This window comes from Terriglobales bacterium (genome assembly GCA_035567895.1).
In the GTDB taxonomy this organism is placed as follows: domain Bacteria; phylum Acidobacteriota; class Terriglobia; order Terriglobales; family Acidobacteriaceae; genus Gp1-AA112.
The window spans coordinates 384,158-403,384 of the sequence record DATMPC010000058.1; the positions used below are offsets into that span (position 1 = coordinate 384,158).

Genomic DNA, 19,227 nt, shown 5'->3' on the forward strand with positions numbered 1-19,227 from the left:
CAACCGCGCTCTTCTCGTTCCCCCACCGAACTCACGTAACGGCAACCTTCGGAATTGCCTAAGTATCTGAACATTGCAAGAATTCTCAGATTAAGTGGCAAGAGAAATCTGTTACACGGTGTGGACTTTTTGGGGAGGTACCGATGAGACGAACGAAAAAAATCGTCGGAATGTGTGTTTTGTTTATGGCGGTGGCGTGGGGTCAGGGGTCAACGAAATTTAAACCCGGCTTCAATTTGTTTTCGAAAGAGCAGGATGTCCAGGTTGGACAGGAGTCCGCCGCGCAGGTGCGCAAACAGATGACGATGGTTAAGGATCCCTTTCTCAACCAATACGTCAATAGCATTGGCAAGCGACTAGCGAATGCGCAGGAAGCAAGAGACAGCGGCTTCCCTTTCACATTCGAAGTCGTCGCGGATCCATCGATTAACGCCTTCGCCCTGCCCGGTGGACCGATGTTTATAAACAGCGGCTTGCTCAAAGCTGTCGACAACGAGGCGCAACTGGCCGGAGTCATGGGACACGAGATGTCGCACGTTATTCTGCGTCACGGGACAAATCAAGCGACGAAATCGCAGATGATACAGCTACCTGCTGTTCTCGGCTCCCAGATGGCCGGAGGATCCATGATGGGCCAGCTCGCGCAATTAGGAATTGGACTAGGAGCAAACAGTGTCCTGCTCAAATTCTCACGTGGAGCTGAGAGTCAGGCAGACCTGCTTGGCTCGCACCTGATGGCCGAATCGGGCTACGACCCAGTCCAAATGGCGAAGTTCTTTCAGAAGCTGGAAGCGGATGGCGGCGCGCGCGGTCCGCAATTCTTCTCCGATCATCCGAACCCCGGCAATCGGCAGGCGGCCATTCAGAAGGAAGTCGCCAAAATGCCTCGCCAGAGCTACACCTATCAGACCGGGCAATTCCAGCGCATGAAGCAGGTTGCGGGCGCAATCAAGGAACCGCCTCCGAAGCAGCCGGCAGAGCAGCAGCAACAGCCGCAAAAACAGTAGCGCTGAGGCCTTTGGGGCAGCGGAGCATCTATATAATTGAATTTGCCTGATCGGCAGAGATGCTGGTTGGGCCAGCTTCAGCAATCCGGGGGCGTCACGGCTTCGACGGAAGTGCTTGCGGCTGAGAGGCATGCCGGGGTGCACACACCCGTAATCGCGTGCAAAACAACAATTGCCAATCAACAGATGGCATACGCTGCTTAATTTAGTTAAGTAGCCGTCCTAGGTGGCTGCGCCCGCGGGCCTCCCAAGGACGTCATTTAGCGGGCTGGTCTCCGGCGCGCGGTCCGAGTGCCGGAGGCGAGATCATCGGACTAGCGATTTGCGTTTCTTGTCCGCTCTGAGCGCCGATCGCGAACGTTCCCGTAGAAGTACGGGAGCATGAACGCGACTAAGCATGTAGTCTCTTCGCCAGTAACATTTTCGGACGCGGGTTCAACTCCCGCCGCCTCCACCATTCCCTTCCCAAATTTGGTCGTCGACTTGTAGAACACCAAGCCAAGTCAGCTAATTCGCTGATTATGGATAACAGTGAAAATATCAGCGAATCTAACAGTGAATTTCTGAAGAGCGATCTGCGAGCAACGGATAATTTCCCGCAACTCTCTTCCGGGCAATCAATTATAAGAATCGCCGGACTTCGTATCTCTGACGGAACAGTGAATAAGCAGTGAAGTTGTGAACTTGTTATCCGTTGCTCGCCTAACCTGAATGTTCCCAGAATGGGCCGACATCAGAGTCGCGAAGTAACAAAGCCATTGACTCGTGTTCCCGAATTGGGTATCATAACGAGGTTAACCTTACGGGCTACCCCTCTTATACCTGTCCGTGGTGCTGGAGCTTTTCCTGTAGAGCTTTGCGCACTGAATCCTGCAGCGACTGCGGCAGCTTGCCCCCACTTGACGTTAAGTAGAAGACGTCGAGCGCCATCTCGCCTTCCGTGTCGATGAGAGCGATTTCAATGTTGCACTTCAGCTCCGCGAGCACCTCGGCCATGCGATACAGCAGTCCGGGACGATCTTGCGCCACCACCTCGAGCAACGTGCTATGAGCCGACGACTCATCGTCGATTGTGACTCTGGTTTCTACCTTCACTCGTACGCGATTTGTGCCTTTGAAGCCCGATCTCGCGCGGATCAGGTGCTCCAGCGAACGGCCGCCGCTCACTACTTCCGAAATGTCTTTCTTTAGCCTCTCATGTTCCGAAGGGTTCAAGTCGAGAGTGCGAAAGCGATCCTTAAAGTAAAAGCAGTCGATGACCGTGCCTTTACTGTTGGAGAAGGCATTGGCCTTGACGATCTCCATGCCCCAGGCTGAAAGCGCTCCAGCGAGCGTGGCGAACAGAAAAGGCTTGTCCTTGGTCACGACCGTGAGCTCATAGAGATTGCGATGAGGAGCCAGGACGAGCTGAACGGGTTGCTGCCAGAGTCTCGATGCAAGTTCAAGATGCTTTAGGACCTGTTCGCTTCCGTAGGTCCTCAAGTAGCGTTGAGGTAATCCATCAAGAAATGACTCTAAGTCTTTGATTAGGAGCGCTGGGAGAGTCTTAAACTTGGCTGCCGACTCCTGATCCAGACGGCCGTGAACTCGCTCTTCATCCGCGTGGCGATTGAGGAAGTTCGACGTTGCAACGTAGACGTGCCAAAGGTTTTCGGCCTTCCATTCGGTCATCGCCTCTGGATTCACCGACGAGATGTCGCCAAACGTGAGAAGCGTGAGCATTTTTAGCATCTCGGGCGTGCCGACTCTTTCAGCGAACGCACCCACCACTTTTGCTTCGAACACATCTCTACGCATCGCCGCCGACATTTCCAGATGGTTCTGAATCAGGAATTCGACGGCTTCTCGTTCTTCGGGCAGTAATCCAAGACGAACGAGCACCTCGCGCGCAGATGTGAGGCTCGCAGCCACATGGTTGTCGCCCTCGATTCCCTTCCCAATGTCGTGCAGGAGCAACGACAAGAACAGCAGCTCGGGCTTTTCAATTTCATTGAGAATCTCCGCAAATCGCCGCTTCCATTCCGAGGTGACATCACGCAGGCCATGGATGGTTTCGATGGTGAGAAACGAATGTTCGTCGACCGTGTAACGATGAAAAAAGTCGCGGATTACCAGAGCATCGATCAGCTTGAACTCTGGTATTAAAGCGTCGAGCAGCGCACAATCTCGCATCGCGCGTAACGCGGCCGCCGCATGCCTTGAGGTAAGAATGCGGCGAAGATACGGCCAAAGCGATTGCCTGGCTTCAGTGGCATTAAGGATCGGAAGCGCCTGACTGATGGCGCGTTGGGCATCAATGCCGAGTCGCACATCCTCTCTGGCCATGCGATCGAAGACGTTCAGCAGGGCCGGATATTCGGTCGTCGCATATCCCTTCGGCAGCACGATCGCGCCGGCCACAACCGACAGCTCGCCATTCGACCTACGCGAGCGCCATCCACTCAGACTCGCTGTTAATGATGCTTTCTTCGCAGGCAGCTCTTCCAGTAGTTGAATGGAAGCTCCCGCCACCAGCCGCGCATTGCGAAAATACGCGCGCATCCACTGCGCCGTCTGCATCGCGTGCCGACCAATGCCAACTCCGTTCGCCCCTGCGGCATCCTGCGCTTCCCAGGACAAGAGATTGTCATCGCGTCCGTTGCGGTAATGGAGGAAGGCACGAAGAGAAAACAAGAACTCTACCGCCGAATGTAGCTCTGACTGCAAGCGCGGCTCGAACAAGGATCCCTCGTCCGGCCAAGTGTTTGTTTGAAGAAATTGACTCACCAAAGCGAGCCAGCAAGCCAGGTTATAGTCGCGAAGCCCACCGGGCCCTTCCTTAACATTGGGCTCAAGGTGGTAGATGGTGTTGGCAAACTTGTGATGACGCGAGCGCGCCGATTCCGCCACTCGGGCCAGCAGCGTGCGGCCAGACTTGCGCAGAAGGCTGGGCAAAGTCTTGGCGCGAACCCGCTCAAACAATTCTTGATCTCCCAACAGAAAGCGCGAATCGAGCATGGAAACCGTAAATTCCATGTTCTCGGGATCAAATCGTCCACATTCCGTGACAGTGCGCGCGGTGGCGCTCGCTCGAATTTTGAGGTCCCACAGATCGAGATAGACACGACTGAGCGCGTCCTTGTAGCTGGCTTCCTCCTTTGCGTCCTTGAAAAGGAAGAGCAGGTCAACATCGGAGTGAGGAAAGAGTGTGCTTCGGCCGTAGCCTCCAAGTGCAACGATGGCCACACAATTTGAAGGAACAGAGCCTTGCTCGACAAGACGTTGGTAGCAGCGGCCGATTACTTCATCTACAAGCTGCGAACGCCCGTGGACAACGGCGCTTCCATTCCCGGAGGTCTCGAAATCTTTCCGCAGCGCGGCCAGTCCGTCTTCATACGTTTCACGCACCTCGCTGGTGGACAAAAGGACTGACATGGCTACGCCGTGTGTCACAAGATCTGTCATCGTGAGCCCCTATTTTGGGCGAAGGATCTCCCGGAATGTGTCGGACTTACTTGCCGTTTCGTGGCATTTTCACCGTGCACTCAAGGTTCCTTTGCCTAAGAGCCAGGAGAGTGCATTCGAGGCCGATACATCGCGGGAGATCCTTCGCCCAAAATAGGGGCTCAGGATGACAGCTCCTAATTCACGCATCGGCACGGATCGAATCCGTGCCCTTCCCTAAAACAAATGCGACTGGATCCTCTACAACGCCGTCACGCCGCGCTCATCGTTGCGAATGCGGATCGCGTCGTCGATACGCGAAAGAAAAATCTTGCCGTCGCCGATGCGACCGGTACGTGTTACGGAGACGATGGTTTGCACCGCGCGCTCTACCATTTCATCGGAGAGCACGAGTTCGAGCTTGATCTTCGGCAACAGATCGACGGTGTACTCTCGTCCGCGATAGATTTCGGTGTGTCCCTTCTGCCGGCCGTGACCGCGGACCTCGATGATCGTCATGCCCTCAACACCGATCTCGAGAAGCGCTTCTTTCACCGGCTCTAATTTAGAGGGTTGGATAATTGCCTCGACCTTTGTCATCGACATGTATGCCTCGTGCAAAACATAGGGATTGCACAGAATGGGTATTTTCCAACTGTTCCTAGCGAAAATATCTTGAAACTGTCATCCCTCGCGCGTTTTTTGCGCGGGGGATAACAGTTTCTGGGGTTAGTGCTGGGTTCAAGCCACGATAGACTCCGGACATTGGGTGCCGAAACTCGCTCATGAAGCGGAAAGCTCCCAATAATAGCCTTCTTCTCCATGCTGACTCAGATCGAGTCCCTGCACTTCGTGATCGGCTGAGACACGCAAGCCGATAAGTAGATCCACGACCTTGAGAATGACGAACGTTCCCACAATCGCAAGCACCCATGCAATCAGAATTGCTACAAACTGATTCCCTAACTGAGCCCAATTGCCGTCGACAACTCCGGAGGGAAGCACGTCGCCATGCGCGTTGTGGTAAATCGGATTGATGCTGCTGGTCGCGAACACTCCGGTCAAGATCGCCCCAATGGTTCCGCCGGCGCCATGTACGCCGAATGCATCGAGCGAGTCGTCATATCCAAACCAAGTCTTCACTTTGGCGACCATGAAATAGCAGAGGCCGCCGGCAACTAAGCCAATAATCAGCGATGACATCGGCGTAACGAAGCCCGCGGCAGGCGTAATCGCCACTAGTCCGGCCACCGCGCCGGAAATCGCGCCCAATGCACTGGCCTTCCCGTTCCGCAACCACTCTGCGGCAGCCCATCCAATCACCGCGGCAGCCGCCGCAAAATGCGTGTTCACAAAAGCGCTAGTAGCCAGGCCGCTGGCAGCCAAGGCACTTCCCGCATTGAAACCGAACCATCCAACCCACAAGAGGCAAGCTCCAACGAAGCTCAACACCACGCTGTGCGGAGGCATCGGCTCCTTGGGATAGCCAAGTCGGCGCCCGAGATACGCGGCGCAGACCAGCGCCGAGACACCTGAAGTAACATGCACAACGGTGCCGCCGGCAAAGTCCAAACTGGGAAAGCGTCCGCCCAAGGCTGCGTTCAGCCATCCGCCCTTGCCCCAGACCATGTGGGCCATCGGCGCGTATACGACCAAACTCCAAAGCGTCATGAAAAGAAGCATCGCGCTGAACTTCATTCGCTCGGCAAAGGCGCCGGTGATAAGAGCGGGAGTAATAATTGCGAACATCAATTGATAGACCATGAAGGTCTGCGCCGGGATCGTAGCCGAGTAGTCGGTGTCAGGTTGTATTCCCACGCCGTGAAGAAAGACGTTGTGCAGCCCTCCGACAAAGCTGTTCCCTGACCCAAATGAGATACTGTAGCCCACAATGCCCCAGATCACCGTGACAAGTGCCATCATCGCGAAGCTCTGGAGCATGGTGGCAAGCACGTTCTTCTTGCGTACCAGCCCGCCGTAGAAGAGCGCGAGGCCGGGACCGGTCATTAACAGCACCAAGGCAGCGCTAACCAGCATCCATGCGTTGTCCGCCGATGATTGGGCGTTCTTTACCTGCGATTCAAGTTGGGCAATTTTGTCAGCCGTTGCCGCCGGGGATGCTTGTGCCGCGAGATGTGAACCGCTCGCAAGCAGGATCAAACCAAGACAAAAAGCCATTAGGGTACTGCCTGAAAGACGCCTGTTCATTCGCGAATCCTCGCGGCAAGATGACTCAGCTTACTGTGACAAGGTTTTTTCCGCTCATTGTTCTGAGATTGAAACTTTTAATTCTTACCATCACTTTTTCTTATTTGCGATTGGGAACAGTTTGTTGGGCGAGGCTTGTTCAAGACGAACTTTCGCGTAAAGCGCTCAATAATGCAGTCATCCTGAGCCCCTCTTTTGGGCGGAGGATCTCCCGGACTGCGTGGTACGGATTTGCGGTACCACGGCACTTTGGCCAAGAACCCGGGCATTCTCGTGAAAAAGCCGAACCAGCTGCGATCAAGTCTGAAATATCGCGGGAGATCCTTCGCCAAATGCGGCTCAGGATGACAGTGCTCGGGTGACTTCGATCGATCCCGGCAATCAACTGCAGCTAATCGCAGCGCAGGCAGGAAGGCTCACCTGGTTGTGAACTCGCAAGATGGAAGTGTGAAACGGAATTCCGAGTGGGCGATAACTCTCGGCGAGGAGAGCGGCAATCGAGTGACACCCCTCTCGAGCAAGAGCCACGATGGAAGGTCCGGAACCTCCTAAGAAGACTCCCAGCAGATCGGGATGAGAAAGCTTTAGCGCAGCATTCAATCCGGGCACCAGTGATTCTCTGGCGGGTTGATGAAGACGGTCGCACAGCGCCTCTGCCAGGACTCCATCGTCGCCCGTTTGAATCGATTGCAACAGGAGCAGCGCCCGCTGCATGTTCGACACCGCATCTCTCAAACTCACCGATTCAGGCAGTGCGTGACGTGAGGTCTGGGTCGCGAGACGAATCTCCGGCGTTAATACGACAAGAGAGAGTGATTCCGGCCATGGCAGCGAGAACGCGGAGACGGTACCGTCCCCTTTTTGGCAGCAGACCGAAAGTCCACCAAGGAGAGCGGCAGCAGCGTTATCAGCGTGGCCCTCCAACTGCAACGCCACGGTAAGTAGTCGCTCGTCGCTTTGCTTTCCAAAAAGAACTTCATACAGACGAAAGCCGGCAATAGTTGCGGCAGCGCTGCTGCCTAGCCCGGCACCCATCGGAACCTCACTGCTGACACTGATCTGCAGGGAGGGACAATCGGCGGTATTCTCACCCAAGTTCTCAGCCAGCTTGCGAAATGCGGTTTCTATACGATTTTCGCCCGTTGGAGCTTGTGATTCGAAATGGAACTCCAGGGTTCCGCGCCTTGAGTTGCTAACGCCGACAATGCGAACTCTCAAGTAAAGTTGCACTGCTACCGCCAGAGTGTCGAGGCCGGGACCGAGGTTCGCAATCGATCCCGGCACCGTAATCTCGGCGCCTTCCAGGGAATCGCTCCACATCATGCCTGCACCTCCGCAGCAACCGCTTCACGGTGAGTTTTCAAAATGATGTCTGGATCCTTCAGAACATGTCCCGTGAGAATCGCCACCACACGGTCACGTTCGCCGATTTCCCCGGTTCTCCTCAGGCGCCGGATTCCGGCGAGAGTAGTGGCGGAGGCAGGCTCGCAGCCGATGCCATCGCATCCGATCACTGACTTCGCTTCGAGGATTTCTTCGTCGCTGACGTCGAGAACGCTGCCTTTCGTGAAATTGAGAGCCGTGAGGGCCTTTCGCCACGATCGCGGGGCCCCAATTGAGATAGCGCTGGCGCAGGTCTTAGGATCAATCACGCGTTCGAGCTCTCCACTGCCTGCAGCCAGGGTCTTCACCAGCGCGTTTGCACCTCTGGCCTGGACAATGACCAGCCGCGGAACTTTCTCGATCAATCCAGCCGCCGACAGCTCCTTCAATGCTTTCCCAAATGCGGAAGAATTTCCCAGATTGCCGCCCGGAACTACCACGAAGTCGGGCGGATTCCAGTCGAGTTGCTCCATCAACTCGAACATCGCCGTCTTCTGTCCTTCGACACGGAATGGGTTGATGGAGTTGAGGAAGTACTCAGACGAAGCTTTTTTCTCCGTCATCATCGCCAGGGCATCGTCAAAGTTTCCCTCCACTTCAACGATTTCAGCTCCATAGTCGAGAGATTGCGCGACCTTGGCGGCTGAGAGCCTTCCCTTGGGCAGGTACACCCGAGCTGCGATGCCCGCGCGGGCCGCATAGGCAGCCATTGAAGCCGCGGTGTTGCCCGTCGAGGCGCAAGCGACAACCTTTGCTCCACGCGCACGAGCCTCGGTCACTGCTACGGTCATGCCCAAATCTTTAAACGAGCCCGTGGGATTCCAGCCCAGATGTTTGAATTGCAAGTTGTTCAGGCGGGCGAACGCTGCAGTCTTCTGTCCCGCAATCAGCGGAGTGTTCCCCTCCCCAAGCGTAATTCTTTGCTCAGTAGAGTAGTCGGGCAGGAACTCTCGGAATCTCCAAACGCCGCTGCGGTCAGCCGGATCATTGGATGAGCGCCGATCGCGCCACAACGACCGCAGTCGGAACGGATCCGGGTGAAAGCCATTGCAGCTAAGCTCGAGCAAGTCGCCGCACTTCGGGCAGTCGAAAGCCGCGAAATCGCGAGCGAGAAACTCGCCACAGTGTTGATTACTGCATTGCAGTTGCATATCAGTGTCCAAAGATTCTCAGCTTCAGAGGTGGCTCGACCAGAAATCCGCAGAGCGCAATCTCGTCAAGAGCTGCCTGAAGCTTTGCTTTGCTGCACGCCTCTACTGTCACTACGAACGGGAGCCGACCTTTGTCATAACCCGGCTTCTGGAAAACCGCGTCGACGTTGATCTCGAACTTGGCGAGTGCGGCGGCGATTGCTGCAACGATGCCCGGCCGGTCGCGCACAACGAATCGAAGGAAATATCGGGCAGTACACTCGCTCGACACGTGCAACGCTCGCCTCTCGCGCGTCTTTGGATTTGCATTTGTGGCGTGAGCAAGAGTCACAAGATCTGAGATCACCGCGACCGCAGTGGCATTGCCACCTGCGCCTGGACCAGAGAAGGCGTTGCTTCCTCCAAACTTCCCGTCCGTAAGCACGACGTTCTCGCAGCCCTGAGCCCGCGCCAAGGGGGAACTCGCGGGAACCAACATCGGCTCAACTGCGGCAGAACATCCGTCGGCTTCGACCTCTGCATATCCAACCTGTCTTATGGTGCAACCCAATTCCCGTGCGTACTCGAAATCGACGGGATCGACACAGGAGACAGGCTGGCACACAACGTCGTCGAGGGGAATTTCAGCACGCAGAGCAACCCGCGCGAGAATCACAAGCTTTGCGCGCGTGTCATATCCGGCGATGTCGTCGGTAGGATCAGCTTCGGCGTATCCGAGACGCTGCGCCTGCTCCAGCGCGACAGGAAACGATTCCCCGCCTTCCATCTTGTTAAGTATGTAGTTGCAGGTCCCATTCAGGATTCCGCAAACAGACTGGATTTCGTCTCCTGCGAGCCCGTGTTCCAGAGCAGTGATCACCGGAACTCCACCGGCTACTGAAGCTCCGAAAAGCAATTGGCAGTCGTGCTTCTCCGCGATTTCCGAGAGCTCAGCGCCATGGCGCGCAATCAATTGCTTGTTCGCCGTTACCACGGATCGGCCGGATTGCAGAATCGCTTTCACCCACTGTCTCGCGGGCTCAACACCTCCCATAACCTCGACGACGAAGTCCGCATCGCTCGCCAACACGTCTTCGAAGTTCTCGGTCCATTGGACATCCGGATTCACCCACGAAGCACGCTTCCGCTCGACCTTGCGATTGAAAACCTGGCTGAGTTCCAGGCCAGCGACTCTTCCTTCGGACAAGATACGAGCCACAGAGCTGCCAACCGTGCCAAATCCGAGGATCGCAATCTTCCTCGCACCGACTGAGGGGAGAATTGATGGCTTGTTATCAACGAGTAGAGCGTGAGTAGCCATGTTCTATGCCTCCGCCCGGACCAGCGCCACTTCGTGCGCCTGGCTGATCGGAAGTGGGCGCTCAGAGTGGCCAAGAGATGACTGCTGGGGGAATAAAGCGAGGTGAAGCGCGCGGACGACCTTGTCTGCATCTGCCTCCGCAACCACGAAGCTGAGATTCATGTCGGACGCGCCATGAAAGATCATCCGGACGGGCAAGTCAGGCAAAGCGCTAAGAGCACGAGCGCAAATCGCAGGATTCCGCGCCACGTTCCGTCCAACTAACGACACCAAGGCGCTTCCCTCGACCACATTGACCGAGGCCCTGTCCTGGAGAAACTCGCTCAGCGCATCCGCAGAGCCGCGCGAGTTCAATAGCAAGGAAAGATTCGAGCGAGACATCGCCGCCAGATCCACCAGGCATTTCTGCCGCTCCAGTACGTCGAAGATCGCCGACGTCAGTTTCGCGTCGAGTCCCTGCCGGGCGAATACCTCCGCCAGGGTGATTCCGCGTTTGCATGCCACCGATCTAACTCGACCTTCTTCGCTCGGCTCGGCAATCTCAACGCGAGTGCCGCAGTTCTCAGGATGCCGCGAATTGAGAACGTATACCGGAATCCCTCGATCCACGGCCGGTTGCAGCGTCTTCGGATGCAACACCTTGGCTCCGAAATGCGCCAACTCGGCGGCCTCGTCGAAGCTGATGGATTCAATATTCTGCGCGTCGGGACAGATACGCGGATCGGCAGTCATCATGCCGTCGACATCCGTCCAGATCTCGATGGACTCCGCGTTGAGGCTCGCTCCAAGAATCGAAGCGGTAAAGTCGGAGCCGCCTCGCCCCAGCGTCGTGGGGATGCCGTCTTCGGTCGATCCGATGAAGCCGCCGAGCACGGGGACGCATCCGCTCTGCACTCGCGGACGAATACTGGAAGCCACGCGAGCATCAATTACATCCACCAAAGGGGCGGCATGGGAGTAGTTCCCGTCGGTGACGATTACATCGCAAGCGTCAACGTGAACCGCTCGCAGGCTTGGCGCGCGAAATGCTTCCGCAACCAGACGGCTGGACCACCGTTCCCCAAAGCCGAGCAGCCGGTCCAGTGTGCGCGGGGTTAACTCCTGAACGGCAAACACGGCCTTGAGCAGGGCTCGAGCTTCGTCAAACAAGGGCCGCAGATCGTGCTGAAAAAACGCTGCGCTCTTGTTCGGAAACAATGCTTTTGCGGCTTCGCAATGGCGGTCTTCACACGCGTGTAAGCGCGACAACGCTTCTTCGAGCTGGCCATCACGACTCAGCGCACCCATCTTCTGAAGATCGTCCGTAACACCGGCCAGCGCACTCACGACCACCACCGGCTGGAGATGAAGCCGTTCGCGTACGATTCTCGCGACGCGGCCGATGCTCTCCGCGCAAGCTACTGAGGTTCCACCAAACTTCATTACGAGCATTGAAGCCCTCCGTACCGATCCAAAAGTTCCGGAAAATAAAAAACCCACCGCTTTCTGGCGGTGGGTTTGGGTATCTTTAGAACTTTTTAGTGCTTAGATATCTCCCTCCGCCAGATGAGCAGTGGACATAATTGTCCCTGTGCTTGTCATCGACATCGTAATTCGGCGGAAGTTCAACAAAGTGTCGTCATCCTAGTGCAGAATTCGGAAGCAGTCAAGAGCCGCTTGGTAACTGATGGGTTTCAGGGAATCTGCCGCTCGCGTACTGAAACGCGAGCTTGTTCAAAATCACGACCTGTCATCCTGAGGCCAGGGTTTGGCCGAAGGATCTGCCGGAATATTTCTGACTTGCTTGGCGCGTCCTGGCTCTTTGCCCAGAATTCTGGTGGAAGAGCCTCGAGAGTGCAATTTAAGGCGGATGCATCCCGGGATATCCTTCGGCCAAGCCCGGGCCTCAGGATGACAGGTCGTAAGAGTCCATAGTCACCTTTCAGCAACCTGACGGAGTAAGGAAACCAGCGATAAGACTGTGATAAGACTAGATGTTTCTACTCAGGCATGCGGGAGACGCCATGAGAGTTGTAGTGACCGGCGGCGCCGGATACATCGGCGCGACCACCGTGCAGGCCCTGCTCGATAGCGGGCACGAGGTCGTTGTCTACGACAACCTGAGCAAGGGCTATGCAGATGCGGTTCCTTCGGACGCAAAGCTCGTTCGGGGGGAGATTGCTGACCGCGCGGCCATCGATTCGTTGTTTCGAGAGCATCGTCCCGAAGCCGTATTCCATTTCGCCGCGCTCATAGAAGCCGGCGAATCGATGAAGGTGCCAGAACGGTACTTCCGAAACAACTCGGCTTCGACTCTTACGCTCCTCGAAGCTATGTTGGCTCACGGTATCGGCAAATTCATCTTCTCTTCCACGGCAGCACTCTATGGCAATCCTCAGCGAGTTCCGATTCAGGAAGATGACGAACTCAAGCCGACCAACGTCTATGGGGAGTCGAAGTTGCTGGTGGAGCAGATGGTTAGGTGGTTCCATCGCATCCACGGATTGCGTTATTCCAGCCTGCGATACTTCAACGCTGCCGGCTCGAACGGACGAACCGGTGAGCTGCATAATCCTGAATCACACTTGATTCCGTTAATTCTTCAGGCAGCATCGGGAAAGCGTGAGCATATCTCGCTCTTTGGTACAGACTATCCGACCAAAGATGGAACCTGCATTCGCGACTACATTCACGTTAGCGATCTTGCCGACGCGCACGTTTTGGCTCTGGAAGCTCTCGGCTCGCGCGACCAACTCATTTACAACCTGGGAAGTGGAACCGGCTTCTCGGTACGCGAGGTAGTGCAGTCCGCTCGCCGGGTGACGGGCAAGACTGTCAAAGAGGTCGAGACTGCGCGGCGTCCGGGCGATCCGGCGGTGCTGGTCGCCAGCTCGGAGAAGATTCGCCGCGAGCTCGGATGGAAGCCGAAATATCCCAATCTGGACGACATTGTGGCCAGCGCCTGGGAGTGGATGCAGCAGCATCCCCAGGGCTACGTCGAACTCGCCAGCACGAGATCCTCGTAAGTTCGATGGACATCGAGACCCTCAAGAGAGATTTCCGCGCAGTTTATGGGCAAGAACCCCAGATCTCACGGGCTCCCGGACGAGTCAACCTGATCGGCGAACACACCGACTACAACGAAGGCTTCGTGATGCCGGCGGCGATCGATTTCTATACCTCGGTTGCGATCGCTCCGCGTTCCGACACGAAGGTCAACGTTCGTTCGCAAAGTTTCGACGAAGCGTTTTCACTTGATTTGAACGACGGCTTTTCGCCGAAACACAACTGGTCGGACTATGTAGTAGGAGTAATCGACCAGATCAAACGTTCCGGCGAATGCCTGCACGGTGCAGATATTCTCGTCCACGGTGAAGTGCCCATCGGAGCCGGCTTGAGCTCTTCGGCTGCGATAGAGGTTGCCGTCGCCTTTGCTTTGCTGAACGCAAAGCATGTAGCCATCGACAGGAAGAAATTGGCACTGCTGTGCCAGAGAGCCGAAAACGAATTCGTCGGCATGCGCTGCGGCATCATGGATCAATTCATCTCCTGCAATGGCCGCCGCGACCATGCGCTCATGCTCGACTGCCGCAGCCTTGAATTCAAGCTTCTTCCGCTTGCGCCAAGCGTGCGCATGGTCATCTGCAACACCATGGTGAAACACCAGCACGCGAGCGGCGAGTACAACCAGCGACGAGCCGCCTGCGAAGAGGGCGTTCGAATTCTTCGGCAGTATCTGCCCGCCATCCGTACTCTTCGCGACGTCTCTCCCGAGCAGCTTGAGCAGCTTCGTGAGAAGCTACCTTCCATGATCTATCGCCGTTGCCGCCATGTGGTGACTGAGAATGCGCGAGTAGAGAGCGCGGCGGAAAACCTTGAGGCGAACGACCTGCGAGCGTTCGGCAGGCTGATGGCCGAGTCACATCGGAGTTTGAGAGACGACTATGAAGTAAGTTGCCATGAGCTCGACGTCATGGTCGAGATCGCAATCCGTCAAGCCGGGATATACGGCGCGCGCATGACTGGCGGTGGATTCGGCGGCTGCACCATTAATCTGGTTGCGAGCGGGCATGCCGAAGCTTTTCGCAAACATGTAGCTGCAGAATACTCACAGGCCACGGGGCTCCGGCCGGACGTGTACATTACCTCAGCGGCAGATGGTGTAGCCTCCGTGGCATAGCCTCGATGCTCGATCTCCACAAGACATCTCACCGGCGCTGGAATCCACTGCTGCGCGAGTGGGTGTTGGTTTCTCCACACCGCACGCAACGCCCATGGCAGGGTCAGGTCGAAAAGCCCGCTGTGGGACAGCAGCCGAAATACGATCCAAATTGCTATCTGTGTCCCGCGAACTCTCGCGCCGGAGGGCACAAGAATCCTGAGTACACCGGCACCTTCGTGTTCGATAACGACTATGCGTCCCTGCTGCCAGATACTTCGAAGGGCGAGTTTCGCGAGTCGTCACTGATGATTGCCGAATCGGAACGAGGTATTTGTCGTGTCCTCTGTTTTTCGCCGCGACACGATCTTGCGATTTCCAACATGGCACTGGCCGATATCGAGAGCGTTGTTCACGTCTGGAGCGATCAGTATCGGGAATTAGGAGCGCTGGACTGGGTTCGCTATGTTCAGATTTTTGAGAATCGTGGCGAGATGATGGGCGCCAGCAATCCGCATCCACACTGCCAGGTGTGGGCCAATGAGACCATCCCGAACTATCCTGCGACCGAGCAGAGTGCAATGCTGGAGTTCACGAAAGATAAAGGCAAATGCATGCTCTGCGAGTATCTACGTTTGGAGAGGACGCACGGTATTCGCATAGTTCGTGCAAACGATTTCTTCACGGTCTTAGTTCCCTTTTGGGCTGTCTGGCCGTTTGAAGTTCTGGTGCTTGCGAATGAGCACCTCACAGGGATGGATCAGTTTTCGCCCGCTGTCCAAAGCGCCCTGGCAGACATTCTGAAACGCATTACATCTCGCTACGACAACATCTTTGGAGTTTCATTTCCGTACTCGATGGGATTCCATCAGCGTCCGACGGACGGAGAGGAGCATGCGGAGTGGCATTTCCACGCGCACTTCTATCCGCCTCTTCTGCGCTCCGCTACGGTCCGCAAATTCATGGTCGGCTACGAAATGCTGGCTACGCCGCAGCGCGATATAACGCCGGAGAGCGCGGCGGAAAGATTGCTCTCGTCGTCCGAGAGTCCTCTGCATTGAAAATGAAGAATTACCGAACAAAATGAAAAGTCTCCTGCTTGCATTCCTTCTTTCCTCACTTGTTTTCGCCCAAAACGACAATCCGCGATCAGCAACTCAGCCGGCGACGGCGCCCTCGCACAAAGACGAAAACCGCCTTCAAGGCTTGAAGCGGAACGACGGGTTCATACCGTTCTATTGGGACGCCAAGAAGGGCGTCCTGCTCTTTGAGCTTTCGCCACAGCGCCTGAGCGAAGAATTCATCTACTTCACCGGCTTGAGCAGCGGCGTTGGATCCATCGAGATGTTCGCCGATCGCAGCAGCGTAGGAGGCTCGCAGCTATGCCGCTTCGTGCGCTCCGGACCAAAGGTGCTGGTGATCGCCGAAAACACGCGCTTCCGCGCGGAGAATGGAAGCGCCGAGCTGAGACATTCAGTGGAGCGAAGCTTTCCAACCTCGGTCATTGCTTCCCTGCCGGTTGAAACGGAGGAGGGTGAGAACCTCGTCGTGAACGCCAACCCACTGGTCGTGCGCGACGCGTCCGGACTGCTCGGACAATTGCGGCGCCCATCGCGGGCGATCAACGGCATGGTCCGGCCCGTCGCGAATGAGAACGCCGGAAACTGGCGAGTTGACGATCAACGCAGCACAATTGACCTTGATCACACCCGCGGTTTTGCGTTGAACACGGAGATCGAGAACATCCTTACGTTCGCAAGCGATTCGGCGGGACGCACGATAAATAATCCTGAACCTGGGGTCGTAACGGTGCATGAGCATATTTCGCTGTTGGCTCTGCCCAAAACGGGATTCCAGCCGCGAATCGCTGATCCTCGCGTTGGATTCTTCGGCGAACGATTTGACGACTTCTCCAGAACCTACAAAGAATCGTTAAGTCAGCATTACATCGATCGCTGGAGGCTGGAAAAGAAGGATCCCACGGCTGCTGTCAGCGAGCCGACCAAGCCCATCACCTTCTATCTGGATCGCGCCATTCCTGAGCCCATGCGTTCAGCCGCCCGTCGCGGAGCGCTGTGGTGGAACCAGGCGTTCGAGCAAGCCGGTTTCCGCAATGCGCTGGTGATCGAGGATCTCCCGGAAGGCGCCGATCCGCTCGACATTCGGTACCCGACCATCCAATGGACTAATCGCAGCGGACGCGGCTGGTCCGTAGGTATGGTGCAAACCGATCCGCGCACGGGCGAGATATTGCACGCGGTCGTTCAACTCGATTCGCACCGCATGCGTACCGTCAACAACTACTGGAATGTTGTCCCGCCTGCCTCAGGACGCGACGATTCCGGAATCGATCTTTTCGCAGAACTCGACAGCATCGATCCCCAGCTCTCCGAAGACGAGGCCCTGACTCGCCGCATCGCTCTGCTCACTTGTCACGAAATGGGACACGTCCTCGGACTTGAGCACAACTTTGCGGCCAGCACTTTCAACCGCGGCTCGGTGATGGACTACTTTGCTCCGCGCGTTGCGATTCGGAAGGACGGCACGGCGGATTTAAGCGATGCCTACATGCAGGGTGTTGGCAGCTACGACAAGTTCGCGATCGAGTGGGGATACAGTACCAGCGATTCCACGCAACCTCCGGCGTCACAAGATCCTCGCGAGAGGACTCGGCTCGAAGCGATAGTTCAGAAAGCTCTCAAGCAAGGCATCTTCTGGGGGAACTATGACGATCCGCGCTGGAACGCCTACGACGACGGTCCCGATCCAGTCACTTGGTTGCAGCAGGTTCTGCCTGTCCGCAATGCCCTGCTCGCGGCGTACAGCTCCTCGAACCTGCGCAGTGGCGAGCCCACCTCCAAACTGGCATCGCGTCTCGCTCTCGTTTATCTCTTCCATCGTTATGCGCTGGCTTCCGCGATCAATACGGTGGGCAGCGCAAAAGTTCCTCCAGCGTTGGCAGGAGATGGCCAAAAGCCGCTTGAAGTGTGGGACGCGCAGGCTCAACGGGAAGTTATCAAGCTTTGCTTGCAGGCGCTTCGACCGGCTGAGTTGGAGGTTCCGGCACGGCTTTGGAGTGACCTGATGCAGTACGAGAACGATGGGAATGATCCTGAGGCGTATAAGTCCAGTGCGGGTTATGTCTTCAGTCCCTACGATGGTGCCCGCTCAATCGCTGAGATCATCTTCGGCGGCCTTCTTGATCCGGAGCGTCTGGCGCGCATGGATTCCATCCATCACTTCGTCTCCGCATCCCCTTCGAGCAACGAGGTGCTCTCGACCCTGGTGAACAGTACGTTTTTGACGCCGGCATCGGCAAGCGCAACAACGTCTTCACGCAGGAGCTACAGCGATCTCTCTGACGTCGTAAAGAACGAATTGGCGGACCGATTGATGATCTTGGCCGTTAACGATGACGCCACAGCCGAGGTTCGTTCTCATGCCTGGACAGCGGTAAGTACCGTTTATGGGAATGAAAAAACGGCGCTGGGGTCGGCCAGCGACATAGTGCGGCGCGTTGAGGCGTTCATGCGCGATCCCAAGCAGAATGTGCCGAAGCTGAGGCCTTCAGGCGCGCCGGCGGGTCCGCCCATTTAGCGAATCGTCCCCGCAGATTGGAACTCGGCGGTATTTCCTCCTTGAAGTTAGGGAGTCAGCACGATTTTGCCGTAGCTGCCCGGTTTAAGGACTTCCTCGTGAGCGCGTGCGGCTTCGGCGAGCGGGAGTTCCTTGCCGATCACAGGACGCGCCACGCCAGTTTCGAGGGCTGCGCCAAGAGCGGCGTGAATGCGAGAGCGCTCCACATCCGACACGTTCAGCACTGTCATCCCCAAGATCGTTGCATCGCGAGTCATGGCATCTCGGAGGTTGATCTCGATAGTTCCGCGATTGCCCACAATGACAATGCGTCCGCGCATGGCGACCATGGAGAGATCCTTTGCAAGATTCTTGTTCGCCAGCATCTCGAGGATGACGTCGGCTCCGCGATCGGCGGTTAGTTTCTTTACCTGCTCGGGAAGATCGAGTTGCGTGTGATCGAGGACGTGGTGTGCGCCTTGCTCCTTCACGAGCGCTTTTCCCTTTTCGGTACCGGCTGTCCCAATGACGGTTATTCCGTGAGCACTCGCCAACTGGACGGCGGCTATTCCGACGCCTCCGCTCGCGCCATGGACGAACACTGTCTCGCCGGGCAAGCCTTGGGCCTTATCGAAGAGCGCGCGATATGCGGTTACATACGGGACGCCGATGGCGGCGCCTTGCTGAAAAGAAATCTTCTTGGGAAGCGGATGAACTTGCGACTCCTGGCATAACGCAAACTCGGCATACGCTCCGGTCAAGGTTCCGGCGACGTAAACGCGGTCGCCGGCTTTGAATTTATTTACGCCGGGTCCTACTTCGGCAATTACGCCGGCAGCGTCGGCTCCTGGCGTGTACGGAAGTTGGGGTTTAATAGCGTACGTGCCCGTGCGCATGTACGTATCGAATGGATTTATCCCGACGGCATGAATCTTGACAAGGACCTGACGTTCTGCAGGATGCAGGCCAGGCACCTCCTCGAGTTTCAGGACTTCCGGTCCGCCGAACTGGTGAACACAAATGGCTTTCATCGCGCCACGC

At 56.5% G+C, this 19,227-nt stretch carries 13 protein-coding genes and 1 other RNA gene; 6 read left to right on the forward strand and 8 right to left on the reverse strand.

The window, feature by feature from the left end; genetic code table 11:
* Nucleotides 1–143 precede the first annotated feature (143 nt).
* Both VNX88_12650 and ssrA read left to right on the forward strand, forming a co-directional pair.
* Nucleotides 144–1,007: a M48 family metallopeptidase gene (locus VNX88_12650; GenBank protein ID HWY69511.1), complete on the forward strand. Its 864-nt coding sequence runs from the start codon at nucleotides 144–146 to the stop codon at nucleotides 1,005–1,007.
* A gap of 87 nt (nucleotides 1,008–1,094) precedes the next feature.
* Nucleotides 1,095–1,464, forward strand: a transfer-messenger RNA (tmRNA) gene (gene ssrA, locus VNX88_12655).
* Between the two features lie 359 nt (nucleotides 1,465–1,823).
* Here ssrA and glnD read toward each other — a convergent pair.
* The 7 genes from glnD to VNX88_12690 all read right to left on the reverse strand — a co-directional run bounded on the left by glnD (nucleotide 1,824) and on the right by VNX88_12690 (nucleotide 11,903).
* Nucleotides 1,824–4,421 carry a [protein-PII] uridylyltransferase gene (gene glnD / locus VNX88_12660; protein ID HWY69512.1) on the reverse strand — a complete coding sequence of 866 codons (2,598 nt, stop codon included), beginning with the start codon at nucleotides 4,419–4,421 and terminating at the stop codon, nucleotides 1,824–1,826.
* Between the two features lie 270 nt (nucleotides 4,422–4,691).
* Entirely contained in the window at nucleotides 4,692–5,036 is a 345-nt protein-coding gene (locus tag VNX88_12665) for a P-II family nitrogen regulator (GenBank protein ID HWY69513.1), read from the reverse strand.
* Nucleotides 5,037–5,213: 177 nt separating this feature from the next.
* Nucleotides 5,214–6,638, reverse strand: a complete 1,425-nt coding sequence (locus tag VNX88_12670; GenBank protein HWY69514.1) for an ammonium transporter — start codon at nucleotides 6,636–6,638, stop codon at nucleotides 5,214–5,216.
* Nucleotides 6,639–7,019: 381 nt separating this feature from the next.
* Entirely contained in the window at nucleotides 7,020–7,961 is a 942-nt protein-coding gene (gene thrB, locus VNX88_12675; GenBank protein ID HWY69515.1) for a homoserine kinase, read from the reverse strand.
* A complete protein-coding gene (gene thrC / locus VNX88_12680) occupies nucleotides 7,958–9,184 on the reverse strand; it encodes a threonine synthase (protein ID HWY69516.1) in 1,227 nt (408 codons plus the stop codon). Before thrC ends, thrB begins: the two co-directional genes overlap by 4 nt.
* Nucleotides 9,174–10,472, reverse strand: coding sequence for a homoserine dehydrogenase (locus VNX88_12685; protein HWY69517.1), 1,299 nt, complete (start codon nucleotides 10,470–10,472; stop codon nucleotides 9,174–9,176). Before VNX88_12685 ends, thrC begins: the two co-directional genes overlap by 11 nt.
* 3 nt (nucleotides 10,473–10,475) lie before the next feature.
* Nucleotides 10,476–11,903, reverse strand: a complete 1,428-nt coding sequence (locus tag VNX88_12690) for an aspartate kinase (GenBank protein HWY69518.1) — start codon at nucleotides 11,901–11,903, stop codon at nucleotides 10,476–10,478.
* A gap of 572 nt (nucleotides 11,904–12,475) precedes the next feature.
* Here VNX88_12690 and galE point away from each other — a divergent pair.
* Genes galE through VNX88_12710 form a run of 4 tightly spaced genes read left to right on the forward strand, consistent with a single transcriptional unit; the run spans nucleotide 12,476 to nucleotide 18,207 of the window.
* Nucleotides 12,476–13,477 (forward strand): UDP-glucose 4-epimerase GalE, encoded by a 1,002-nt coding sequence (gene galE / locus VNX88_12695; GenBank protein ID HWY69519.1) that lies wholly within the window; start codon nucleotides 12,476–12,478, stop codon nucleotides 13,475–13,477.
* Between the two features lie 5 nt (nucleotides 13,478–13,482).
* Nucleotides 13,483–14,631: a galactokinase gene (locus VNX88_12700; GenBank protein HWY69520.1), complete on the forward strand. Its 1,149-nt coding sequence runs from the start codon at nucleotides 13,483–13,485 to the stop codon at nucleotides 14,629–14,631.
* Nucleotides 14,632–14,636: 5 nt separating this feature from the next.
* Entirely contained in the window at nucleotides 14,637–15,671 is a 1,035-nt protein-coding gene (locus VNX88_12705) for a UDP-glucose--hexose-1-phosphate uridylyltransferase (protein ID HWY69521.1), read from the forward strand.
* Between the two features lie 22 nt (nucleotides 15,672–15,693).
* Nucleotides 15,694–18,207, forward strand: a complete 2,514-nt coding sequence (locus VNX88_12710; GenBank protein HWY69522.1) for a zinc-dependent metalloprotease — start codon at nucleotides 15,694–15,696, stop codon at nucleotides 18,205–18,207.
* A gap of 47 nt (nucleotides 18,208–18,254) precedes the next feature.
* Here the strand turns inward: VNX88_12710 and VNX88_12715 are convergent, their stop codons facing one another.
* Nucleotides 18,255–19,217, reverse strand: coding sequence for an NADPH:quinone reductase (locus VNX88_12715; protein ID HWY69523.1), 963 nt, complete (start codon nucleotides 19,215–19,217; stop codon nucleotides 18,255–18,257).
* Nucleotides 19,218–19,227 lie beyond the last annotated feature (10 nt).